Below are 24,156 nucleotides of genomic sequence, written 5' to 3'. Positions count from 1 at the left end.
GTGGCAGTGAACAGTTTTAAAGAAGGGGCGGTTTCGCCCCTTTCGTTCATCTGGCGCCGTTTTGCGGGGCTTGCGGGTGTCTTATTGCTGACCGCCTGTAGCCACAACAGCGCGCTGCCTCCCTTTACCGCTAGCGGCTATGCGGATACCCAGGGCGCGGTGCGCATCTGGCGTAAAGATAGCGGCGGCGAAACGCACCTGCTTGCCGCATTTAGCCCGTGGCACAGTGGCAGCACCTCAACCAGCGAGTACCGTTGGCAGAACGACATGCTGCAGCTGATTGAACTGAACATCTACGGCAAACCTGCCGAACATATTCGCGCCCGCTTCGACCGTAACGGCGAACTGAGCTTTATGCAGCGTGAAGTCGACGGGCAGAAGCAGCAGCTCTCCAGCGACCAGGTGGCGCTCTATCGCTATCGCGCCGAACAGATCCGCCAGACCAGCGACGCGCTGCGGCTGGGGAAAGTGGTGCTGCGTCAGGGGCGTTGGCACGCCGATTTATCGGTAACGACCTGCGAAGGCGAGACGGTAAAACCCGACTTCGATGCCCGCGCGTTAGGGCATATTGCCAGCCGTCAGAGCCGCTCTTCCGCCGAGGTCAGCATCGCCTGGCTGGAAGCCCCGGAAGGCTCCCAGCTGCTGCTGGTGGCGAATGAAGACTACTGTACCTGGCAGCCGACAGAAAAAAGCTTCTGAGCCTTACCCGCGGTGCATGCCACCCCTATGCCCGCCGCCGCTGTACCCGCCGCCCCGGCAGCCATCGCCTGCGCCGCCGTGGCGGGGAATACCGGCCTGTGCCATCGCAACATCAAACTTCACCCGCTGCTGATCCAGCTTCTGGCTTAAGCCTTCCATCTCCTGCGCGACCGCTTCAATTTTCGCGCTATCGGGTTTCTCTGCCGTCAGCAGCGCGTTGTACTCATAGCGCTTTGAGGTCAACTGCTGGCGCAGCGCGCTGGTCTGGTTGTAGAAATCGTTGTGCAGCTTCTGGGCGGTCGCCTGCTGCGCATCGGTTAGTTGACTGTAGCCACCGCCGTTGCCGGCATTATTGTTCCAGTGATGGGGGCCCGCGAGCGCCGCGCCGCTGGTGAAGGTCAGTGCGGCAAAAGCGAAGAGTGCAAAAGCCAGATTCTTGTTCCGTTTCATGGTGAATTCTCCTGTAGTGTGGTCATCTTAGTCATTGCATCTTCTGTGCCAGCTTGTCATCGCCCGCACACTGCGGCGCGGGCCTCGATGGCTTGCGATCGGCGAGTAAAAATGACCCGCATTGTGTATCCAGGCGAGTCATTTTTACCCGTTTAACTCGCCCATTTGTGCGCGCTGGCCGGGCTGCGGGCGCGGAAAGATGGCATGATTTCTGCTGAGGGATAGCAACGCAAAAACCAAGGAAGCCCCATGAACCCAATACGATTATCCAGGGATACGATTGCTACGGGCCTGAGCTGGCTGCTGACCGGCGTGATTGTGCTGGTGGTATGTCTGTTCTCCGCGCTGATCGTGCGTGACTATGGCCGCGAGAACGCCGCCGCCCAGCAAACGCTGCTGGAAAAAGGCAGCGTGCTGATTCGTGCTCTGGAGTCCGGCACCCGCGTTGGCATGGGAATGCGTATGCATCACGCCCAACTGCAGGCCATGCTGGAGGAGATGGCCTGGCAGCCTGGGGTGCTGTGGTTTGCCGTTGTCGACGAGCAGGGGAAGGTGATGGCCCATAGCGATCCCGAGCAGGTGGGGAAAATTCGCTATACCCCGGATGAGATGCGCGCGCTGCAGGCGGGTGAGCAGACACGCTGGCGACGCATTGCGGCGCCGGAGCCCGCGCTGGAAATTTATCGCCAGTTTCGCCCGCTCGATCCGGCCCGTGGCCATCATATGCGCATGATGACGCGCCGGGAGTCGGCCGAAGTGCCGCAGATTATTTTTATCGCTTTTGATGCCCGCGAGCTCGACGCCGAGCGCGCGCGCGGGCTGCGTAATATGGTCGTGATGCTGTGCGCCGCCGCGCTGGTGATGCTGGCGACGCTTCTTGCCCGCTTCTGGTTTCGTCGTTATCAGCGTTCGCAGCGGCTGCTACAGGACGCCACCCACCGTCGAGAAAAGCTGGTGGCGCTGGGGCATCTGGCGGCCGGGGTCGCGCATGAAATTCGTAACCCGCTTTCATCCATTAAAGGGTTAGCGAAGTATTTTGCCGAGCGAACCCCGGCAGGCGGCGAGTCGCACGAGCTGGCGCAGGTGATGGCGAAAGAGGCCGATCGCCTGAATCGGGTGGTGAGCGAGCTGCTGGAGCTGGTGAAGCCTGCACATTTAAAATGGCAGCCAGTGGATTTAAATGAAGTGGTTGCCCATTCGCTTCAGCTGGTCAGCCAGGATGCGCTAAGCCGGGCAGTAACGCTGAATTTTAGCGCTCAACCTGGCTTGTGCCGTATTCAGGCCGACCCGGACAGGCTCAACCAGGTGCTGCTGAACCTTTATCTTAACGCCATTCAGTCCATTGGCCGCGATGGCTCGATTACGGTAGCGCTTAGCGAGGCGGGCGACGGGCGGGTGATGTTGAGCGTCACGGACAGCGGCAAAGGGATGACGGAAGAACAAAAACAGGCCATTTTCACGCCATACTTCACGACCAAAGCCGACGGTACCGGGCTCGGGCTGGCGGTGGTACAGAATATTGTTGAGCAACACGGCGGAACGATTCAGGTGACGAGCGCGCCAGGCAAGGGCGCGACGTTTACCCTCTACCTGCCGGCCAACGGGCAACAAAAGGATGAACAAGGATGACGGCAGAGAACGTGACGATTCTGGTGGTCGATGACGACACCAGTCACTGCACAATCTTACAGGCGCTGCTGCGGGGCTGGGGATATGAAGTGTCGCTGGCCCATAACGGGCGACAGGCGTTGGTGCAGGTACGCGAGCGGGTGTTCGATCTGGTGCTCTGCGACATCCGCATGGCGGAAATGGACGGCATTGAAACGCTGAAAGAGATTAAAGCCTACAACCCGTCGATTCCGGTGCTGATCATGACCGCCTACTCTAGCGTGGGGACAGCGGTTGAGGCGCTCAAGTCCGGTGCGCTGGATTACCTGGTGAAACCGCTCGATTTCGATAGCCTGCAGCAGACGCTGGTAGCGGCTTTAGCACACACACGCCAGCCGGAAAGCGCGGCGGTGGAATCTGCGCCGCAGTCTGGCATGGTGGGCGATAGCCCGGCCATGCGGGCGCTGTTACACAATATTGCGCTGGTGGCGCCGTCGGATGCGACGGTGCTCATTCACGGCGAATCGGGCACCGGTAAAGAGCTGGTGGCGCGCGCGTTGCATGCCCTCAGCCTGCGCGGCGATAAGCCGCTGGTGACGCTGAACTGCGCGGCGCTCAATGAGTCGCTGCTGGAATCGGAACTGTTTGGCCACGAGAAGGGCGCATTTACCGGCGCTGATAAACGCCGGGAAGGGCGTTTTGTCGAAGCCGACGGTGGCACGCTGTTTCTTGATGAGATTGGCGATATTTCGCCGCTGATGCAGGTGCGCCTGCTGCGGGCTATCCAGGAGCGTGAGGTGCAGCGCGTTGGCAGCAATCAGACCCTTTCCGTCGATGTACGGCTGATTGCCGCTACCCATCGAGACCTGGCTGAAGAGGTGAATGCCGGGCGCTTTCGCCAGGATCTCTACTACCGCCTGAACGTGGTCGCCATCGAGATGCCGCCGCTGCGCCAGCGCCGTGAGGATATTCCTCAGCTGGCACATCATTTTCTGCGGCGCTACGGCGAACGAAACCGTAAGTCGGTACAGGGCTTTACCCCGCAGGCGATGGATTTGCTGATTCACTATGACTGGCCGGGAAATATCCGCGAGCTGGAAAACGCGGTGGAGCGGGCGGTTGTGCTGCTGACGGGAGAGTATATTTCTGAGCGCGAGCTGCCGCTGGCGATTGTCGGGACGCCGGTTCCGGCATGCTCATCGGCTGATGACGTCATTCAGCCGCTGGTGGAAGTTGAAAAAGAGGTGATTCTGGCGGCGCTGGAAAAAACGGGCGGCAATAAAACCGAAGCCGCCCGTCAGTTAGGTATTACGCGCAAAACGCTGCTGGCTAAGCTCAGCCGTTAGTTTTGCTCACGTTCGATGGCGCGCCAGCCGATGTCGTTACGGCTGAAGCTGCCGTCCCAGCGGATGTCGGTCATCAGGGCGTAGGCGCGTTTCTGCGCTTCCGCCACGGTGTTGCCCAGCGCGGTGGCGCACAGCACGCGACCGCCGTTGGTCAGCACGCGATCGTCAGCAGACAGTTTGGTACCCGCGTGGAACACTTTACCGTCAGCGACGTCTTCCAGCGGCAGACCGTGGATCTCATCGCCGGTATTGTAATTACCCGGATAACCTCCGGCGGCAATGACCACGCCCAGCGAGGCGCGTTCGTCCCACTCGGAGGTTTTCTCATCCAGCTTGCCGTCACAGGCGGCGAGGCACAGCTCCACCAGATCGGACTTCATGCGCAGCATGATCGGCTGGGTTTCCGGATCGCCGAAGCGGCAGTTAAACTCGATAACCTTCGGGTTGCCCTGATTGTCGATCATCAGGCCCGCGTACAGGAAACCGGTATAGGTGTTACCTTCCGCCGCCATGCCTTTCACCGTTGGCCAGATGATGCGTTCCATGGTGCGCTGGTGGACTTCGTCAGTCACTACCGGAGCAGGGGAGTAGGCACCCATCCCACCGGTGTTCGGGCCGGTATCGCCATTGCCCACGCGCTTGTGGTCCTGGCTGGTGGCCATCGGCAGCACGTGCTCACCGTCGACCATGACAATAAAGCTCGCTTCTTCACCGTCGAGGAACTCTTCAATCACGATGCGGTGGCCCGCGTCGCCAAACGCGTTGCCGGCCAGCATGTCATGAACCGCGGCTTCGGCTTCCTCCAGCGTCATCGCCACGATAACGCCTTTACCGGCGGCCAGGCCATCGGCTTTGATAACGATCGGCGCGCCTTTCTCGCGCAGGTAAGCCAGCGCAGGTTCGATTTCGGTGAAGTTCTGGTACTCCGCCGTTGGGATCTGGTGGCGCGCGAGGAAATCTTTGGTGAAGGCTTTAGAGCCTTCCAGCTGCGCGGCGCCTTCGGTTGGGCCGAAGATTTTCAGACCGGCGGCGCGGAAGGCATCAACCACGCCAATCACCAGCGGCGCTTCCGGGCCAACGATGGTCAGATCGATCTTCTCGTTCTGGGCAAAGGCCAGCAGCGCTGGAATATCGGTTACGCCGATGGCCACGTTTTGCAGCGTGGGTTCCAGCGCGGTGCCCGCATTGCCCGGGGCGACAAATACCGTTTCGACTTTTGGCGACTGCGCCGCTTTCCACGCCAGGGCGTGCTCGCGCCCGCCGTTGCCAATCACTAATACTTTCATCGTCTGCTCCGTGGATTAATGGCGGAAGTGGCGCATGTCGGTAAATACCATCGCAATGCCGTGTTCATTGGCGGCGGCAATCACTTCGTCATCGCGAATAGAACCACCCGGCTGGATAACGCAGGTCACACCGGCAGCAGCAGCGGCATCAATCCCGTCGCGGAACGGGAAGAAAGCGTCGGAAGCCATAGAAGAACCTTTCACTTCCAGGCCTTCGTCGGCCGCTTTGATCCCGGCGATTTTCGCGGAGTAAACGCGGCTCATCTGGCCTGCGCCAATACCGATGGTCATATTGCCTTTGGCATAAACGATGGCGTTGGATTTAACGAACTTCGCCACTTTCCAGCAGAACAGCGCATCGCGCAGCTCATGCTCGGTCGGCTGGCGTTTGGTCACTACGCGTAGTTCAGCTTCGCTCACCATACCCAGGTCACGGTCCTGAACCAGCAGGCCGCCGTTCACGCGCTTGAAGTCCAGGCCCGGAACGCGCTGCGCCCATTGGCCGCAGACCAGCACGCGAACGTTCTGCTTGGCAGCGGTAATGTTCAGTGCTTCTTCGGTGGCGGATGGCGCGATGATCACTTCCACGAACTGGCGGGAGATGATCGCCTGCGCGGTTTCAGCATCCAGCTCGCGGTTAAAGGCGATGATGCCGCCGAACGCGGAGGTCGGGTCGGTTTTGTAGGCACGGTCGTAAGCGTCGAGAATAGAGGTACTTACTGCTACGCCACACGGGTTAGCGTGCTTAACGATCACACAGGCTGGCTCGTTGAATTCTTTCACGCACTCCAGCGCCGCATCGGTATCGGCGATGTTGTTGTAGGAAAGTGCTTTGCCCTGTACCTGCTGCGCAGTGGCAACGGAGGCTTCTTTAACATTCTCTTCTATATAGAAGGCAGCCTGCTGGTGGCTGTTCTCGCCGTAGCGCATATCCTGCTTCTTAATGAAGTTCAGGTTCAGCGTACGTGGGAAGCGACCGGCGGCTTCTTTGCTTTCGCCGTGGTAAGCCGGAACCATGCTACCGAAGTAGTTGGCAATCATGCTGTCGTAAGCGGCGGTGTGTTCGAAGGCTTTAATCGCGAGATCGAAACGGGTGTCGAGGGTCAGAGAACCGTCGTTGGCATCCATCTCTTTAATAATGGCGTCGTAGTCGCTGCTCTTCACAACGATAGCCACATCTTTATGATTCTTCGCGGCGGAGCGCACCATGGTCGGGCCGCCGATATCGATGTTCTCTACTGCATCTTCCAGCGAGCAGCCTTCGCGTGCGACGGTCTCGGCGAACGGATACAGGTTAACGACAACCATATCGATAGGAGTAATGTGGTGTTGTTCCATAATGGCATCATCCTGGCCGCGACGACCGAGGATGCCGCCGTGGACCTTCGGATGCAGGGTCTTCACGCGTCCATCCATCATTTCCGGGAAACCGGTGTAATCGGAAACTTCGGTTACCGGCAGACCTTTCTCTGCTAACAGGCGCGCAGTGCCACCTGTAGACAGCAGCTCCACACCACGTGCGGAAAGTGCCTGGGCGAATTCGATGATACCGGCCTTGTCAGAAACACTGAGCAGAGCGCGGCGGACTGGACGACGTTGTTGCATGGTAAATCCCCTGGATTTGACTATTACAGAGAGCGTTAGGTGAATTCTTGGCTAAAAACTCAGCTAACGCCCCTTACGGGGCATCCTTGTTTTGCGGGGGCATTGTAACGAAAACGTTTGCGCAACGCTCGCGAATTTTTCTCTTTACCTCAATTCCATTATTTCATCTCTATAGATGAGGGATAAAACCAGGTGACTCTCGAAAGAGATCCTTATTTTTGTGGATAACTCTGTGTGTAAATGGGTATAAGGCGGGGTTCTGCTGTGGAATGCAGCAGTCAGTCATTTTTCTGCAATTTAAGGGTTGCGGCCTCAGGGAAACTCCCTATAATGCGCCTCCATCGACACGGCGGATGTGAATCACTTCACAGCAACTAGCCGGTTAGGTTGAAGAGAAAAAATCCTGAAAATCAGGGTTGACTCTGAAAGAGGAAAGCGTAATATACGCCACCTCGCAACAGTGAGCGAAAGCCGTGTTGCACTGCTCTTTAACAATTTATCAGACAATCTGTGTGGGCACTCGAAGATACGGATTCTTAACGTCGCAAGACGAAAAATGAATACCAAGTCTCTGAGTGAACACGTAATTCATTACGAAGTTTAATTCACGAGCATCAAACTTAAATTGAAGAGTTTGATCATGGCTCAGATTGAACGCTGGCGGCAGGCCTAACACATGCAAGTCGAACGGTAGCACAGAGAGCTTGCTCTCGGGTGACGAGTGGCGGACGGGTGAGTAATGTCTGGGAAACTGCCCGATGGAGGGGGATAACTACTGGAAACGGTAGCTAATACCGCATAACGTCGCAAGACCAAAGTGGGGGACCTTCGGGCCTCACACCATCGGATGTGCCCAGATGGGATTAGCTAGTAGGTGGGGTAACGGCTCACCTAGGCGACGATCCCTAGCTGGTCTGAGAGGATGACCAGCCACACTGGAACTGAGACATGGTCCAGACTCCTACGGGAGGCAGCAGTGGGGAATATTGCACAATGGGCGCAAGCCTGATGCAGCCATGCCGCGTGTATGAAGAAGGCCTTCGGGTTGTAAAGTACTTTCAGCGAGGAGGAAGGCATTAAGGTTAATAACCTTAGTGATTGACGTTACTCGCAGAAGAAGCACCGGCTAACTCCGTGCCAGCAGCCGCGGTAATACGGAGGGTGCAAGCGTTAATCGGAATTACTGGGCGTAAAGCGCACGCAGGCGGTTTGTTAAGTCAGATGTGAAATCCCCGGGCTCAACCTGGGAACTGCATTTGAAACTGGCAAGCTTGAGTCTCGTAGAGGGGGGTAGAATTCCAGGTGTAGCGGTGAAATGCGTAGAGATCTGGAGGAATACCGGTGGCGAAGGCGGCCCCCTGGACGAAGACTGACGCTCAGGTGCGAAAGCGTGGGGAGCAAACAGGATTAGATACCCTGGTAGTCCACGCCGTAAACGATGTCTATTTGGAGGTTGTTCCCTTGAGGAGTGGCTTCCGGAGCTAACGCGTTAAATAGACCGCCTGGGGAGTACGGCCGCAAGGTTAAAACTCAAATGAATTGACGGGGGCCCGCACAAGCGGTGGAGCATGTGGTTTAATTCGATGCAACGCGAAGAACCTTACCTACTCTTGACATCCAGAGAACTTAGCAGAGATGCTTTGGTGCCTTCGGGAACTCTGAGACAGGTGCTGCATGGCTGTCGTCAGCTCGTGTTGTGAAATGTTGGGTTAAGTCCCGCAACGAGCGCAACCCTTATCCTTTGTTGCCAGCGGTTCGGCCGGGAACTCAAAGGAGACTGCCAGTGATAAACTGGAGGAAGGTGGGGATGACGTCAAGTCATCATGGCCCTTACGAGTAGGGCTACACACGTGCTACAATGGCATATACAAAGAGAAGCGACCTCGCGAGAGCAAGCGGACCTCATAAAGTATGTCGTAGTCCGGATTGGAGTCTGCAACTCGACTCCATGAAGTCGGAATCGCTAGTAATCGTAGATCAGAATGCTACGGTGAATACGTTCCCGGGCCTTGTACACACCGCCCGTCACACCATGGGAGTGGGTTGCAAAAGAAGTAGGTAGCTTAACCTTCGGGAGGGCGCTTACCACTTTGTGATTCATGACTGGGGTGAAGTCGTAACAAGGTAACCGTAGGGGAACCTGCGGTTGGATCACCTCCTTACCTTAAAGAAGCGTTCTTTGAAGTGCTCACACAGATTGTCTGATGAAAAGTAAATAGCAAGGCGTCTTGCGATTGAGACTTCAGTGTCCCCTTCGTCTAGAGGCCCAGGACACCGCCCTTTCACGGCGGTAACAGGGGTTCGAATCCCCTAGGGGACGCCACTTGCTGGTTAGTGTGAGTGAAAGTCGCCGACCCCAATATCTCAAAACTTACCTTCGGGTGACGTTTGAGATATTTGCTCTTTAAAAATCTGGATCAAGCTGAAAATTGAAACGACACACTGTGTCTGTTCTCCGTAATAAGAACAGATAAGCGGTGTGTTCGAGTCTCTCAAATTTTCGCAACACGATGGTGTTTTACGAAACATCTTCGGGTTGTGAGGTTAAGCGACTAAGCGTACACGGTGGATGCCCTGGCAGTCAGAGGCGATGAAGGACGTGCTAATCTGCGATAAGCGTCGGTAAGGTGATATGAACCGTTATAACCGGCGATTTCCGAATGGGGAAACCCAGTGTGATTCGTCACACTATCATTACGTGAATACATAGCGTAATGAAGCGAACCGGGGGAACTGAAACATCTAAGTACCCCGAGGAAAAGAAATCAACCGAGATTCCCCCAGTAGCGGCGAGCGAACGGGGAGCAGCCCAGAGTCTGAATCAGCTTGTGTGTTAGTGGAACGGTCTGGAAAGTCCGACGGTACAGGGTGATAGTCCCGTACACCAAAATGCACAGGTTGTGAACTCGAAGAGTAGGGCGGGACACGTGGTATCCTGTCTGAATATGGGGGGACCATCCTCCAAGGCTAAATACTCCTGACTGACCGATAGTGAACCAGTACCGTGAGGGAAAGGCGAAAAGAACCCCGGCGAGGGGAGTGAAAAAGAACCTGAAACCGTGTACGTACAAGCAGTGGGAGCCTCTTTATGGGGTGACTGCGTACCTTTTGTATAATGGGTCAGCGACTTATATTCTGTAGCAAGGTTAACCGTATAGGGGAGCCGAAGGGAAACCGAGTCTTAACTGGGCGTTAAGTTGCAGGGTATAGACCCGAAACCCGGTGATCTAGCCATGGGCAGGTTGAAGGTTGGGTAACACTAACTGGAGGACCGAACCGACTAATGTTGAAAAATTAGCGGATGACTTGTGGCTGGGGGTGAAAGGCCAATCAAACCGGGAGATAGCTGGTTCTCCCCGAAAGCTATTTAGGTAGCGCCTCGTGAATTCATCTTCGGGGGTAGAGCACTGTTTCGGCTAGGGGGTCATCCCGACTTACCAACCCGATGCAAACTGCGAATACCGAAGAATGTTATCACGGGAGACACACGGCGGGTGCTAACGTCCGTCGTGAAGAGGGAAACAACCCAGACCGCCAGCTAAGGTCCCAAAGTCACAGTTAAGTGGGAAACGATGTGGGAAGGCTCAGACAGCCAGGATGTTGGCTTAGAAGCAGCCATCATTTAAAGAAAGCGTAATAGCTCACTGGTCGAGTCGGCCTGCGCGGAAGATGTAACGGGGCTAAACTGTGCACCGAAGCTGCGGCAGCGACACTATGTGTTGTTGGGTAGGGGAGCGTTCTGTAAGCCGTTGAAGGTGTCCTGTGAGGGGTGCTGGAGGTATCAGAAGTGCGAATGCTGACATAAGTAACGATAATGCGGGTGAAAAACCCGCACGCCGGAAGACCAAGGGTTCCTGTCCAACGTTAATCGGGGCAGGGTGAGTCGACCCCTAAGGCGAGGCCGAAAGGCGTAGTCGATGGGAAACAGGTTAATATTCCTGTACTTGGTGTTACTGCGAAGGGGGGACGGAGAAGGCTATGTTAGCCGGGCGACGGTTGTCCCGGTTTAAGCATGTAGGCGGAGAGTTTAGGTAAATCCGGACTCTTTTTAACGCTGAGGTGTGATGACGAGGTACTACGGTACTGAAGTAACAAATGCCCTGCTTCCAGGAAAAGCCTCTAAGCATCAGGTAACATCAAATCGTACCCCAAACCGACACAGGTGGTCAGGTAGAGAATACCAAGGCGCTTGAGAGAACTCGGGTGAAGGAACTAGGCAAAATGGTGCCGTAACTTCGGGAGAAGGCACGCTGATATGTAGGTGAAGTGGTTTACCCATGGAGCTGAAATCAGTCGAAGATACCAGCTGGCTGCAACTGTTTATTAAAAACACAGCACTGTGCAAACACGAAAGTGGACGTATACGGTGTGACGCCTGCCCGGTGCCGGAAGGTTAATTGATGGGGTTAGCGGCAACGCGAAGCTCTTGATCGAAGCCCCGGTAAACGGCGGCCGTAACTATAACGGTCCTAAGGTAGCGAAATTCCTTGTCGGGTAAGTTCCGACCTGCACGAATGGCGTAATGATGGCCAGGCTGTCTCCACCCGAGACTCAGTGAAATTGAACTCGCTGTGAAGATGCAGTGTACCCGCGGCAAGACGGAAAGACCCCGTGAACCTTTACTATAGCTTGACACTGAACACTGGTCCTTGATGTGTAGGATAGGTGGGAGGCTTTGAAGCGCGGACGCCAGTTCGTGTGGAGCCAACCTTGAAATACCACCCTTTAATGGCTGGTGTTCTAACGTAGACCCGTAATCCGGGTTGCGGACAGTGTCTGGTGGGTAGTTTGACTGGGGCGGTCTCCTCCTAAAGAGTAACGGAGGAGCACGAAGGTTAGCTAATCCTGGTCGGACATCAGGAGGTTAGTGCAAAGGCATAAGCTAGCTTGACTGCGAGAGTGACGGCTCGAGCAGGTGCGAAAGCAGGTCTTAGTGATCCGGTGGTTCTGAATGGAAGGGCCATCGCTCAACGGATAAAAGGTACTCCGGGGATAACAGGCTGATACCGCCCAAGAGTTCATATCGACGGCGGTGTTTGGCACCTCGATGTCGGCTCATCACATCCTGGGGCTGAAGTAGGTCCCAAGGGTATGGCTGTTCGCCATTTAAAGTGGTACGCGAGCTGGGTTTAGAACGTCGTGAGACAGTTCGGTCCCTATCTGCCGTGGGCGCTGGAGAATTGAGGGGGGCTGCTCCTAGTACGAGAGGACCGGAGTGGACGCATCACTGGTGTTCGGGTTGTCATGCCAATGGCATTGCCCGGTAGCTAAATGCGGAAGAGATAAGTGCTGAAAGCATCTAAGCACGAAACTTGCCCCGAGATGAGTTCTCCCTGACTCCTTGAGAGTCCTGAAGGAACGTTAAAGACGATGACGTTGATAGGTCGGGTGTGTAAGTGTAGCGATACATTGAGCTAACCGATACTAATGAACCGTGAGGCTTAACCTTACAACGCCGAAGATGTTTTGGCGAAATTGAGACGATTTTCAGCATTGATTACAGATTACATTGACCGGCGAAAAGCGGGTTAATAACAGAATTTGCCTGGCGGCCGTAGCGCGGTGGTCCCACCTGACCCCATGCCGAACTCAGAAGTGAAACGCCGTAGCGCCGATGGTAGTGTGGGGTCTCCCCATGCGAGAGTAGGGAACTGCCAGGCATCAATTAAGTGAAGAAGCCCATCCTGACGGATGGGCTTTTTTGCGTCTGCGTTTTGTGGGATGCGGCATTGTGGATATTGCCGGACGGCGGCCTCGCCTTATCCGGCCTACGGACCTACAGTTTGTGACGCAAATGCAGTAGCGGATAAGGCCGGCCATGGTCATCCGTCTCCGATCGCCCGGTAACATCAAATCCCATCCTCTGATAGAACCCTAAGGCCTGCGCATTCTGCTCGTTCACATCCGTCGTTAAATCGGCAATCAGCGACAGCGCATGTTCAACCAGTTGACGCCCAACACCGCTACCACGCACATCAGGATCGACAAACAGCGCCTCCAGGTGATGCTCTGACAGCAGCATAAATGCTACCGGCGTATCATTAGCATTCGCAGCCACCCATAGCGGGGCACCGGGCAAAAACGCGCGTACCTGTGTTTCAATCGCTGTTCTGTCCTGCGCGGAAAGAAAATGATGCGTGGCATCAACCGAACGGCACCAGATCGCGATCAGCTGTTCGCCTTCATGGTGCACTGAACGTCGTATAATCACTTTAATATCCCTCTCAGAATCGTTTCCGCATTCTACCGCAGGGTAATTGAAACTTTCTCACCTTGAACATGCAGGCTCGACATTTTGTTGAATTCTGGGTATCGTTAGCTGTCTGGATGTCTAAACGTTTATACGTATGCTGTGAGGTAATAAGGTTATGCCGATTCGGGTGCAGGACGAGCTACCAGCCGTCAATTTCTTGCGTGATGAGAACGTCTTTGTAATGACGACATCGCGTGCTACAGGTCAGGAAATTCGTCCTCTGAAGGTGCTGATCCTGAACCTGATGCCGAAGAAGATAGAGACAGAAAACCAGTTCTTACGCTTGCTATCAAACTCGCCGCTACAGTTGGACATCCAGCTGCTGCGCATCGATGCGCGTGAATCGCGTAATACGCCAACCGAGCATTTGAACAACTTTTACTGTAATTTCGACGACATTCGCGACCAGAATTTCGATGGTCTGATCGTCACCGGCGCGCCGCTCGGCCTGGTTGAGTTTAACGACGTCGCCTACTGGCCGCAGATCCAGCAGGTGCTGGAGTGGGCAAAAGATCACGTCACCTCGACGCTCTTTGTCTGTTGGGCTGTACAGGCCGCACTCAATATTCTCTACGGAATACCAAAGCAAACTCGCGACGATAAACTTTCCGGCGTCTATGAGCATCATATTCTTCATCCACATGCCCTGCTGACTCGCGGATTTGATGATACTTTCCTGGCGCCGCATTCTCGCTACGCGGACTTCCCGGCGAAACTGATTCGCGATTTTACCGACCTGGAAATTCTTGCAGAAACTGCGGAGGGTGATGCTTACCTGTTTGCCAGTAAAGATAAACGTATTGCCTTCGTTACCGGTCATCCGGAGTACGACGCACATACGCTGGCGAGCGAGTTTTTCCGCGACGTGGATGCGGGTCTGGACCCACAGGTCCCCTATAACTACTTTCCGAAAGATGACCCGCAAAACAAACCGCATGCCACCTGGCGCAGCCATGGCAATTTGCTGTTTGCGAACTGGCTCAACTACTACGTCTACCAGATCACACCGTACGATCTGCGGAATATGAACCCCACGCTGGATTGATCCGCTACTCTTCACGATCCTAAAGCGTTTCAGCATTCTTAAACAGGCACCTTCGGGTGCCTTTTTTGTTTTCGAAAACTACCCCACATAAATATGAATTTTTAAATTCAATCCAATCAATATGTTGCGATTAATTTTAATTAAAAATGGAAATCGTTTTTGATTTTTTATTTTTTGCGATTAGGCTTAAAAACATTGAGCGAAAACGACGCAACGATCGTCCGTTCATCAGTCGGGGAAACTATTCGGATCACTAATGAGGAGCTGCACCATGACACAACAGGCCACAACAACCGATGAACTGGCTTTTCTGAAGCCTTCTGGCGAGCAGGAAAAGCAGGTTTTGACGGCGGAAGCGGTGGAGTTTCTGACCGAACTGGTGACTCGATTTACGCCAAAGCGCAATAAACTGCTGGCCGCACGTATTCAGCAGCAGCAGGATATTGACGACGGCAAACTTCCTGATTTTATTTCGGAAACAGCTTCCATTCGTGAAGGTAACTGGCAGGTGCGCGGCATTCCTGCCGACCTGCAGGATCGTCGCGTTGAAATTACCGGGCCCGTTGAACGCAAAATGGTGATCAATGCCCTGAACGCCAACGTGAAAGTGTTCATGGCTGATTTTGAAGACTCACTGGCTCCGGACTGGAACAAGGTGATTGAAGGGCAGATCAACCTGCGCGACGCCGTCAACGGCACCATCAGCTATACCAACGAAGCGGGCAAAATCTATCAGCTTCAACCGAACCCGGCGGTGCTGGTTTGCCGCGTGCGTGGCCTTCATCTGCCCGAAAAGCACGTGACCTGGCGCGGCGAAGCGATCCCGGGCAGCCTGTTCGATTTTGCGCTGTATTTCTTCCACAACCACAAAGCGCTGCTGGCAAAAGGCAGCGGCCCTTATTTCTACCTGCCGAAAACGCAGGCCTGGCAGGAAGCCGCCTGGTGGAATGATGTCTTCTGCTATACCGAAGACCGTTTCAACCTGCCGCGCGGCACCATCAAGGCTACGCTGCTGATTGAAACGCTGCCTGCCGTCTTCCAGATGGACGAAATTCTGCACGCCCTGCGTGACCATATTGTTGGTCTGAACTGCGGGCGCTGGGACTACATCTTCAGCTACATCAAAACGCTGAAGAACCACCCGGATCGCGTGCTGCCGGACCGCCAAGTGGTCACGATGGATAAACCCTTCCTCAGCGCCTATTCACGACTGCTGATTAAAACCTGCCACAAGCGCGGCGCGTTTGCGATGGGCGGCATGGCGGCGTTTATCCCGAACAAAGACGCTGAGCGTAATGCGCAGGTGCTGAATAAAGTCAAAGCCGATAAAGCGCTGGAGGCCAACAACGGTCACGACGGCACCTGGGTGGCCCACCCGGGGCTGGCGGATACCGCCATGGCCGTGTTTAACGAGGTGCTGGGCAATCGTCAAAATCAGCTCAGCGTTTCCCGCGCCGATGATGCGCCGATAACCGCTGAACAGCTGCTGGCGCCGTGCGACGGTGAGCGAACCGAAGAGGGGATGCGCGCCAATATTCGCGTTGCGGTGCAGTACATCGAAGCGTGGATTTCCGGCAACGGCTGCGTACCGATTTATGGCCTGATGGAAGATGCGGCGACCGCTGAAATCTCGCGTACCTCCATCTGGCAGTGGATCCATCATCAGAAAACTCTCAGCAACGGTAAACCGGTGACCAAGCCGCTGTTCCGCCAGATGCTGGCGGAAGAACTGCAGGTGATTAAAGACGAACTGGGCGAAGCCCGCTTCAACGGCGGACGCTTCGACGATGCGGCGCGCCTGATGGAGCAGATCACCACCTCTGATGAACTCATCGACTTCTTAACTCTGCCGGGCTACCGCCTGCTGGCGTAACTCATTCACCACATAACAATATGGAGCATCTGCACATGAAAACCCGTACTCAACAAATCGAAGAATTACAACAAGAATGGACACAGCCGCGTTGGGAAGGCATCAAGCGCCCGTACAGCGCAGAAGAAGTGGTGAAGCTGCGCGGTTCCGTTAATCCGGAATGTACGCTGGCACAGCTGGGCGCGGCCAGAATGTGGCGTCTGCTGCACGGTGAATCGAAGAAAGGCTATGTGAACAGCCTCGGCGCGCTGACCGGTGGTCAGGCCTTACAGCAGGCGAAGGCCGGTATTGAAGCCGTGTATCTTTCCGGCTGGCAGGTGGCGGCAGATGCGAACCTCGCTTCCAGCATGTACCCGGATCAATCGCTCTACCCGGCCAACTCGGTGCCCGCGGTGGTCGATCGGATCAATAACACTTTTCGTCGTGCGGATCAGATCCAGTGGGCAAACGGTATTGAGCCGAACGATCCGCGCTATGTGGATTACTTCCTGCCGATCGTCGCCGATGCAGAAGCGGGTTTTGGCGGCGTGCTGAACGCCTTTGAACTGATGAAATCGATGATTGCGGCCGGTGCAGCGGCAGTGCACTTCGAAGATCAGCTGGCGTCAGTGAAGAAATGCGGTCATATGGGCGGCAAGGTGCTGGTCCCCACGCAGGAAGCGGTTCAGAAACTGGTCGCCGCGCGCCTGGCGGCTGATGTCATGGGCGTACCGACCCTGCTGATTGCCCGTACCGATGCCGACGCGGCGGACCTTATCACCTCCGACTGCGACCCGTACGATAGCGACTTCATTACCGGCGAGCGCACCAGTGAAGGTTTCTACCGTACTCGCGCAGGCATTGAGCAGGCGATTAGCCGTGGCCTGGCGTACGCACCCTATGCTGACCTGGTGTGGTGTGAAACCTCCACGCCGGACCTGGAACTGGCGAAGCGCTTTGCCGATGCTATCCACGCGAAATACCCTGGCAAACTGCTGGCCTACAACTGCTCGCCGTCGTTCAACTGGCAGAAAAAGTTGGACGACAAAACCATCGCCAGCTTCCAGCAGCAGCTGTCTGACATGGGCTACAAATACCAGTTCATCACACTGGCCGGTATCCACAGCATGTGGTTCAACATGTTCGACCTGGCGCACGCCTACGCGCAGGGCGAAGGGATGAAGCACTACGTTGAAAAGGTTCAGCAGGCAGAGTTCGCGGCGGCGAAAGATGGCTACACCTTTGTTTCTCACCAGCAGGAGGTGGGCACCGGCTACTTCGATAATGTCACCACCATTATTCAGGGCGGAACCTCCTCGGTGACCGCGCTGACCGGTTCAACCGAAGAGTCGCAGTTCTGATTAATGCCCGGTGGCGCAGCGCTTACCGGGCCTACAACGATATGTAGGCCGGATAAGCGAATGCGCCATCCGGCATGACTCTATGCCGGATGGGGAATAATGATGACGCGAGGCCTGGAATTACTGATTGCGCAGACCATTTTGCAGGGATTTGATGCCCAGTACGGGCGTTTTCTGGAAGTTACCTCCGGCGCACAGCAGCGTTTTGAACAGGCCGACTGGCACGCCGTACAGCAGGCGATGAAAAGCCGAATTCATCTGTATGACCATCACGTGGGGTTGGTGGTCGAACAGCTGCGCTGCATCACCGATGGCAAAAGTACCGACGCGGATGTCCTGCTTCGCGTCAAGGCGCAGTACACCCGTTTGCTACCGGATTACCCGCGCTTCGAGATTGCGGAGAGCTTTTTTAACTCCGTGTATTGCCGGTTATTTGACCACCGCTCGTTAAGTCCCGAGCGGTTATTTATTTTCAGTTCGCAGCCGGAGCGCCGCTTTCGGGCGATCCCCCGGCCGCTGGCGAAAGACTTCTTTCCCGATGCTGGTTGGGAAGCGGTGATTTTCAAAATGCTGAGTGATCTGCCGCTGCGCCTGCCGTGGCAGAATAAATCTCGCGACGTCGGGTATATCATGGCGCACCTCGGCGAAACGCTGGACGCAGAAACCCTGCGTCAGTCCCACCTGCACATTGCGAACGAGCTGTTTTATCGTAACAAAGCGGCCTGGCTTATCGGCAAGCTCATTACCCCCTCTGGCACGCTACCGTTCCTGATCCCCATTCATCGTACCGATGAAGGGGAGCTGTTTGTTGATACCTGCCTGACGACGACCGAAGAGGCCAGTATTGTCTTCGGCTTCGCGCGCTCCTATTTTATGGTTTACGCACCGCTGCCCGCCGCACTGGTGGAGTGGCTGCGTGAAATCCTGCCTGGCAAAACCACCGCCGAGCTGTATATGGCCATTGGCTGTCAGAAACATGCCAAAACCGAAAGCTATCGCGAATACCTGACCTATATCGCCAGCACCGACGAGCGGTTTATTGAAGCGCCGGGCATTCGCGGTATGGTGATGCTGGTGTTCACGCTGCCGGGTTTTGATCGCGTGTTTAAAGTCATTAAAGACCGTTTTGCGCCGCAAAAAGAGATGACCGCCGCGCACGTCCGCGCCTGCTACCAGTTGGTCAAAGAGCATGACCGCGTGGGGCGGATGGCGGATACCCAGGAGTTTGAAAACTTCGTGCTGGATAAGCGGCAGATAGATCCGGCGCTGATGGCGCTGTTATTGCAGGAAGCACCGGCGAAAATCGTCGATATGGGGGATAAAATCGCGATCAGCCATCTGTATATTGAGCGGCGGATGGTGCCGCTTAATCTCTGGCTGGAGCAGGTTGAAGGGCAGCTGCTGCGCGATGCAATTGAAGAGTATGGCAATGCCATTCGCCAGCTCGCTGCGGCCAATATTTTTCCCGGTGACATGCTGTTTAAGAACTTTGGCGTCACCCGGCACGGGCGCGTGGTGTTCTACGACTACGATGAAATTTGCTATATGACAGAGGTAAATTTCCGCACGATCCCGCCGCCGCGCTACCCGGAAGACGAACTGGCCAGCGAACCGTGGTACAGCGTCTCGCCGGGCGATGTCTTCCCGGAAGAGTTTCGCCACTGGCTGTGCGCCGACCCGCGTATCGGGCCGCTGTTTGAAGAGATGCACGCCGAACTATTCAGCGCTGACTATTGGCGTGGCCTGCAGACGCGTATCAAGAATGGGCATGTAGAGGACGTTTACGCCTACCGCCGCCGCCAGCGGTTTAGCGTGCGTTATGAACTCGACCGTCGGCCGGATAAGGCGCTTGCGCCACCATCCGGCAATGCGCGCCGTTCTGCCTGATGGCGCTACGCTTATCAGGCCTGCCGAAAATGCCCCCTCAGGGGCATTTTGTTTATTTAATGCCGCCGTACGCCAGCGTCACCTCTTTCGCCGCCTTAATCACCATTGCGCCAAACTCGGTGACCCGGTCGTCGGTAATGCGCGAAATCGGCCCGGAAATGGAGATGGCCGCAAACGGTTCGCGGTGCTCGTCGTAAATGCAAGACGCCACGCAGCGCAGCCCCAGCGCATGTTCTTCATCATCAAACGAATAGCCACGCTTGCGCGTCTGGGCCAGGTCGTCCTTCAGATGTACCGGCGACACCAGCGTGGCGTGGGTGTAGGCGTGCAGGCCTTTACGGTGCAGCAGCCCGGTGACCTGCTCTTCACTCAGCTGGGATAAAAACGCTTTACCCGCGCCGGAGGCGTGCATCGGCAGCTTACCGCCAATCGGCGCGGACATCCGCATCAGCTGCGTACACTGCACCTGATCGATAATGATGGCCTGATGGTCGCTCTTATCGAGTACCGCCAGGTTAACCGTCTCGCCGGAATCTTCCATCAGCTGACGCAGAATGGGGTGGACAATCGCCAGCAGGTTGCGGCTTTGCAGAAAACTGCTGCCGACGATAAAGGCGTGCGCGCCTACCGCCCAGTGGCCCAGTTCCCCGACCTGACGCACGAAGCCAAGCTGCTGCATGGTCGTCAGCAGACGGTGGGTAGTGGAATTGGGAAGCCCGGCCTGCTGCGCAAGTTCGGTCAGCGCCACGCTGCTATGTGATTCGGCAATCCACTCCAGCAGCTTCAGGCCGCGCGTCAGCGACTGCACCTGGCCTGTTGCGGCGGCGGCGGTAGCAGGGGCGGGTTTTCTACCGCGTTTAGCAGGAACGTTGGCGACCATCGCAACTCCTTTCTGTATCGTGGAAATAGTTTTCGTTTTTATTGATTATAATACAACCTCCGATTCTACTGCTCCGATGAGTCATGCTGAACATGTCTCATGTAGACGGTTGTTTCCTTTTCCGCCACCCCAGTTTATGCCAGTATGCTTTATTACCTTTTTTCTGGGTTTCGTTGAGCGTGGTCGGGAGTGCGTGTGAGCAGCAAAGTTGAACAATTACGTCGGCAGTTAAATGAACGTATCCTGGTTCTGGACGGGGGCATGGGCACCATGATCCAGGGCTATCGTTTAAGCGAGCAGGATTTTCGCGGTGAACGCTTTGCCGACTGGCCCTGCGACCTGAAGGGTAACAACGACCTGCTGGTACTCAGCAAGCCGGAGGTGATTTCGGCTATCCACAACGCCTACTTCGAGGCGGGTGCGGATATCATCGAAACCAATACCTTTAACTCGACGACCATCGCCATGGCGGATTACCAGATGGAATCCCTGTCGGCGGAAATCAACTTTGCGGCGGCGAAGCTGGCGCGCGCGGCGGCAGACGAATGGACCGCACGTACGCCGAATAAACCGCGCTACGTTGCGGGCGTGCTTGGCCCGACTAACCGCACGGCTTCTATTTCACCGGACGTCAACGATCCGGCCTACCGTAACATCACCTTCGATCAACTGGTGGCAGCGTATCGCGAATCCACCAAAGCGCTGGTGGAAGGCGGTAGCGACCTGATCCTGATTGAAACCGTCTTTGACACCCTCAACGCCAAAGCGGCGGTGTTTGCCGTTAAAGAAGAGTTTGAAGCGCTGGGCGTCGACCTGCCGATCATGATTTCCGGCACCATCACCGACGCCTCTGGCCGCACGCTCTCCGGTCAAACCACCGAAGCGTTTTACAACTCGCTGCGCCACGCCGATGCACTGACTTTTGGTCTGAACTGCGCTTTAGGCCCGGACGAGCTGCGCCAGTATGTGCAGGAGCTGTCGCGCATTGCCGAATGCTACGTTACCGCGCACCCGAACGCCGGGCTGCCGAACGCCTTTGGCGAATACGATCTCGATGCCGACACCATGGCGACACAAATTCGCGAATGGGCGGAAGCAGGCTTCCTCAACGTGGTCGGCGGCTGCTGCGGCACCACGCCGGAACACATCGCCGCGATGAGCCGCGCGGTTGATGGCTTGCCGCCGCGCAAACTGCCGGAAATCCCGGTGGCCTGCCGCCTGTCTGGCCTCGAACCGCTGAACATTGGCGACGACAGCCTGTTTGTGAACGTCGGCGAACGGACCAACGTTACCGGCTCCGCGAAGTTTAAGCGCCTGATCAAAGAAGAGAAATACAGCGAAGCGCTGGACGTCGCCCGCCAGCAGGTGGAAAGCGGCGCACAGATTATCGATATCAACATGGATGAGGGGATGCTCGACGCCGAAGCGGCGATGGTGCGTTTCCTTAACCTGATTGCCGGTGAGCCGGACATTGCCCGCGTGCCGATTATGATCGACTCCTCAAAATGGGACGTCATCGAAAAAGGGCTGAAGTGCATTCAGGGCAAAGGCATCGTCAACTCCATCTCGATGAAAGAGGGCATTGAACCGTTTATCGAGCATGCGAAAAAAGTACGTCGCTACGGTGCGGCAGTGGTGGTGATGGCCTTTGATGAAGTCGGCCAGGCCGATACCCGCGCGCGTAAAATTGAGATTTGCCGCCGGGCGTACAAAATTCTGACCGAAGAAGTCGGCTTCCCGCCGGAAGACATCATCTTCGACCCGAACATCTTTGCCGTGGCAACCGGCATTGAAGAGCACAACAACTACGCGCAGGACTTTATCGGTGCCTGTGAAGACATCAAACGCGAACTGCCGCACGCGCTGATCTCCGGTGGTGTCTCCAACGTGTCGTTCTCGTTCCGTGGTAACGATCCGGTTCGTGAAGCCATTCACGCGGTGTTCCTCTACTACGCCATTCGCAACGGCATGGATATGGGGATCGTCAACGCCGGGCAGCTGGCTATCTATGACGACCTGCCCGCCGAGCTGCGCGATGCGGTTGAAGATGTGATCCTTAACCGTCGTGACGATGGCACCGAACGTCTGCTGGAGCTGGCCGAGAAATATCGCGGCAGCAAAACCGACGACAGCGCAAACGCACAGCAGGCCGAATGGCGCAGTTGGGACGTGAAAAAACGCCTCGAATACTCGCTGGTGAAAGGCATAACCGAATTTATTGAGCTGGATACTGAAGAGGCTCGCCAGCAGGCCGCGCGCCCTATCGAGGTGATTGAAGGGCCGCTAATGGACGGCATGAACGTGGTCGGCGACCTGTTCGGCGAGGGCAAAATGTTCCTGCCGCAGGTGGTGAAATCCGCCCGCGTGATGAAACAGGCGGTGGCCTATCTTGAGCCGTACATTGAGGCCAGCAAAGAGAAAGGCTCCAGCAACGGCAAAATGGTCATCGCGACGGTGAAAGGCGATGTGCACGACATCGGCAAAAACATCGTCGGCGTGGTGCTGCAGTGTAATAACTACGAAATCATCGACCTTGGCGTGATGGTGCCGGCGGACAAAATTCTCAAAACCGCCAAAGAGGTCAATGCGGATTTGATTGGCCTGTCCGGGCTGATTACTCCGTCGCTGGACGAAATGGTTAACGTGGCGAAAGAGATGGAGCGCCAGGGCTTTACCATTCCACTGCTGATTGGCGGCGCGACGACCTCGAAAGCGCACACGGCGGTGAAAATTGAGCAGAACTACAGCGGCCCGACGGTTTACGTGCAGAACGCCTCGCGTACCGTTGGCGTCGTCGCCGCGCTGCTCTCTGACACCCAGCACGATGACTTTGTCGCGCGCACGCGTAAAGAGTACGAAACCGTGCGTATCCAACACGGGCGTAAGAAACCGCGTACCCCGCCGGTGACGCTGGCTGCCGCGCGTGAAAACGATCTGGCGTTTGACTGGGACAGCTACACGCCGCCGGTGGCGCACCGTTTGGGCGTGCAGGAAGTGGAAGCCAGCATTGAAACCCTGCGCAACTACATCGACTGGACGCCGTTCTTTATGACCTGGTCGCTGGCCGGCAAGTTCCCGCGCATCCTTGAAGACGAAGTTGTGGGTGAAGAGGCGAAGCGCCTGTTCAAAGACGCGAACGACATGCTGGATCAGCTCAGCGCCGAGAAAACCCTCAACCCTCGTGGTGTCGTCGGGTTGTTCCCGGCCAACCGCGTGGGCGATGACGTGGAAATCTATCGCGACGAAACGCGTACCCATGTGCTGACCGTCAGCCGCCATCTGCGCCAGCAGACCGAGAAAGTCGGCTTTGCTAACTACTGCCTGTCTGACTTTGTGGCGCCGAAAACCTCGGGCAAAGCCGACTATATTGGTGCTTTCGCCGTGACCGGCGGCCTGGAAGAAGATGCGCTGGCCGAGGCGTTTGAAGCGCAGCACGACGACTACAACAAGATCATGGTGAAAGCGATTGCCGACCGTCTGGCGGAAGCCTTTGCCGAGTATCTGCATGAGCGCGTGCGTAAGGTTTACTGGGGCTATGCACCGAACGAAAACCTGAGTAACGACGAGCTGATCCGTGAAAACTACCAGGGGATTCGCCCGGCGCCGGGCTACCCGGCCTGCCCGGAGCACACCGAGAAGGGCACTATCTGGGAATTGCTGGATGTCGAAAAACACACCGGCATGAAGCTGACGGAATCCTTCGCCATGTGGCCCGGAGCGTCCGTCTCTGGCTGGTACTTCAGTCATCCGGACAGCAAGTACTACGCCGTGGCGCAAATTCAACGCGATCAGGTGGAAGACTACGCGCAGCGTAAAGGAATGAGCGTGGCGGAAGTGGAACGCTGGCTGGCGCCAAACCTCGGCTACGATGCCGATTAATTCAC

General features: G+C 56.1%; 13 protein-coding genes, 1 tRNA gene and 3 rRNA genes. 12 read left to right on the top strand and 5 right to left on the bottom strand.

Annotated features, from left to right (window positions below; genetic code table 11):
• The first annotated feature begins 6 nt into the window (after window positions 1-6).
• Window positions 7-699 carry a DUF1481 domain-containing protein gene (locus H7R58_RS22320; protein ID WP_106930775.1) on the top strand — a complete coding sequence of 231 codons (693 nt, stop codon included), beginning with the start codon at window positions 7-9 and terminating at the stop codon, window positions 697-699.
• Window positions 700-702: 3 nt separating this feature from the next.
• On the opposite strand, the gene zraP is transcribed toward H7R58_RS22320, so the two are convergent.
• Complete coding sequence (zraP, locus tag H7R58_RS22315) at window positions 703-1,149, bottom strand: zinc resistance sensor/chaperone ZraP (RefSeq protein WP_106930747.1); 447 nt, start codon at window positions 1,147-1,149, stop codon at window positions 703-705.
• A gap of 249 nt (window positions 1,150-1,398) precedes the next feature.
• Here zraP and zraS point away from each other — a divergent pair, with 249 nt between their 5' ends.
• Window positions 1,399-2,778 (top strand): two-component system sensor histidine kinase ZraS, encoded by a 1,380-nt coding sequence (gene zraS, locus H7R58_RS22310; RefSeq protein WP_182929666.1) that lies wholly within the window; start codon window positions 1,399-1,401, stop codon window positions 2,776-2,778.
• Window positions 2,775-4,103, top strand: a complete 1,329-nt coding sequence (gene zraR, locus H7R58_RS22305) for a sigma-54-dependent response regulator transcription factor ZraR (RefSeq protein WP_182929665.1) — start codon at window positions 2,775-2,777, stop codon at window positions 4,101-4,103. The genes zraS and zraR overlap by 4 nt, the downstream gene beginning before the upstream one ends.
• On the opposite strand, the gene purD is transcribed toward zraR, so the two are convergent.
• The gene (purD, locus tag H7R58_RS22300) at window positions 4,100-5,389 is read right to left on the bottom strand and encodes a phosphoribosylamine--glycine ligase (protein WP_182929664.1); all 1,290 of its coding nucleotides are present in this window, start codon (window positions 5,387-5,389) and stop codon (window positions 4,100-4,102) included. The two genes, zraR and purD, sit on opposite strands and share 4 nt — an antisense overlap.
• 15 nt (window positions 5,390-5,404) lie before the next feature.
• Entirely contained in the window at window positions 5,405-6,994 is a 1,590-nt protein-coding gene (purH, locus tag H7R58_RS22295) for a bifunctional phosphoribosylaminoimidazolecarboxamide formyltransferase/IMP cyclohydrolase (RefSeq protein ID WP_182929663.1), read from the bottom strand.
• Between the two features lie 622 nt (window positions 6,995-7,616).
• On the opposite strand from purH, the gene H7R58_RS22290 reads away from it, so the two are divergent.
• From H7R58_RS22290 to rrf, 4 genes are all read left to right on the top strand, one after another.
• A 16S ribosomal RNA gene (locus H7R58_RS22290) occupies window positions 7,617-9,156 on the top strand.
• Between the two features lie 85 nt (window positions 9,157-9,241).
• Window positions 9,242-9,317: transfer RNA gene (locus H7R58_RS22285), tRNA-Glu, on the top strand.
• Between the two features lie 219 nt (window positions 9,318-9,536).
• Window positions 9,537-12,443, top strand: a 23S ribosomal RNA gene (locus H7R58_RS22280).
• Window positions 12,444-12,538: 95 nt separating this feature from the next.
• Window positions 12,539-12,654 (top strand): 5S ribosomal RNA (rrf, locus tag H7R58_RS22275).
• Together the 16S, 23S and 5S rRNA genes with 1 tRNA gene alongside form the textbook arrangement of a ribosomal RNA operon.
• A gap of 116 nt (window positions 12,655-12,770) precedes the next feature.
• On the opposite strand, the gene H7R58_RS22270 is transcribed toward rrf, so the two are convergent.
• The gene (locus H7R58_RS22270; RefSeq protein ID WP_182930681.1) at window positions 12,771-13,211 is read right to left on the bottom strand and encodes an acetyltransferase; all 441 of its coding nucleotides are present in this window, start codon (window positions 13,209-13,211) and stop codon (window positions 12,771-12,773) included.
• Window positions 13,212-13,362: 151 nt separating this feature from the next.
• Here H7R58_RS22270 and metA point away from each other — a divergent pair, with 151 nt between their 5' ends.
• The 4 genes from metA to aceK all read left to right on the top strand — a co-directional run bounded on the left by metA (window position 13,363) and on the right by aceK (window position 19,392).
• Window positions 13,363-14,292: a homoserine O-acetyltransferase MetA gene (gene metA, locus H7R58_RS22265; RefSeq protein WP_106928645.1), complete on the top strand. Its 930-nt coding sequence runs from the start codon at window positions 13,363-13,365 to the stop codon at window positions 14,290-14,292.
• Between the two features lie 271 nt (window positions 14,293-14,563).
• The gene (gene aceB / locus H7R58_RS22260; RefSeq protein WP_182934532.1) at window positions 14,564-16,165 is read left to right on the top strand and encodes a malate synthase A; all 1,602 of its coding nucleotides are present in this window, start codon (window positions 14,564-14,566) and stop codon (window positions 16,163-16,165) included.
• 35 nt (window positions 16,166-16,200) lie between these two features.
• Window positions 16,201-17,505 (top strand): isocitrate lyase, encoded by a 1,305-nt coding sequence (aceA, locus tag H7R58_RS22255; protein WP_182929661.1) that lies wholly within the window; start codon window positions 16,201-16,203, stop codon window positions 17,503-17,505.
• A gap of 102 nt (window positions 17,506-17,607) precedes the next feature.
• Window positions 17,608-19,392, top strand: a complete 1,785-nt coding sequence (aceK, locus tag H7R58_RS22250) for a bifunctional isocitrate dehydrogenase kinase/phosphatase (protein ID WP_106928659.1) — start codon at window positions 17,608-17,610, stop codon at window positions 19,390-19,392.
• A 52-nt stretch (window positions 19,393-19,444) separates the two neighbouring features.
• Here the strand turns inward: aceK and iclR are convergent, their stop codons facing one another.
• A complete protein-coding gene (gene iclR / locus H7R58_RS22245) occupies window positions 19,445-20,272 on the bottom strand; it encodes a glyoxylate bypass operon transcriptional repressor IclR (RefSeq protein WP_182929660.1) in 828 nt (275 codons plus the stop codon).
• A 195-nt stretch (window positions 20,273-20,467) separates the two neighbouring features.
• On the opposite strand from iclR, the gene metH reads away from it, so the two are divergent.
• Window positions 20,468-24,151, top strand: coding sequence for a methionine synthase (gene metH, locus H7R58_RS22240; protein WP_182929659.1), 3,684 nt, complete (start codon window positions 20,468-20,470; stop codon window positions 24,149-24,151).
• Window positions 24,152-24,156: the final 5 nt, after the last annotated feature.

Origin of the sequence: Klebsiella sp. WP4-W18-ESBL-05, assembly GCF_014169075.1 — a bacterium.
GTDB classification, from domain to species: domain Bacteria; phylum Pseudomonadota; class Gammaproteobacteria; order Enterobacterales; family Enterobacteriaceae; genus Kluyvera; species Kluyvera ascorbata_B.
This window is presented reverse-complemented; position numbering and strand designations above follow the sequence as displayed.

What these genes read in the sequence shown, in the direction of transcription:
- zraS (WP_182929666.1), top strand. Translation starts at nt 1,399, where the DNA reads ATGAACCCAATACGATTATCCAGGGATACGATTGCTACGGGCCTGAGC.
- metA (WP_106928645.1), top strand. Translation starts at nt 13,363, where the DNA reads ATGCCGATTCGGGTGCAGGACGAGCTACCAGCCGTCAATTTCTTGCGT.
- zraR (WP_182929665.1), top strand. Translation starts at nt 2,775, where the DNA reads ATGACGGCAGAGAACGTGACGATTCTGGTGGTCGATGACGACACCAGT.
- aceK (WP_106928659.1), top strand. Translation starts at nt 17,608, where the DNA reads ATGACGCGAGGCCTGGAATTACTGATTGCGCAGACCATTTTGCAGGGA.
- purD (WP_182929664.1), bottom strand. Translation starts at nt 5,389, where the DNA reads ATGAAAGTATTAGTGATTGGCAACGGCGGGCGCGAGCACGCCCTGGCG.
- iclR (WP_182929660.1), bottom strand. Translation starts at nt 20,272, where the DNA reads ATGGTCGCCAACGTTCCTGCTAAACGCGGTAGAAAACCCGCCCCTGCT.
- aceB (WP_182934532.1), top strand. Translation starts at nt 14,564, where the DNA reads ATGACACAACAGGCCACAACAACCGATGAACTGGCTTTTCTGAAGCCT.
- purH (WP_182929663.1), bottom strand. Translation starts at nt 6,994, where the DNA reads ATGCAACAACGTCGTCCAGTCCGCCGCGCTCTGCTCAGTGTTTCTGAC.
- aceA (WP_182929661.1), top strand. Translation starts at nt 16,201, where the DNA reads ATGAAAACCCGTACTCAACAAATCGAAGAATTACAACAAGAATGGACA.
- zraP (WP_106930747.1), bottom strand. Translation starts at nt 1,149, where the DNA reads ATGAAACGGAACAAGAATCTGGCTTTTGCACTCTTCGCTTTTGCCGCA.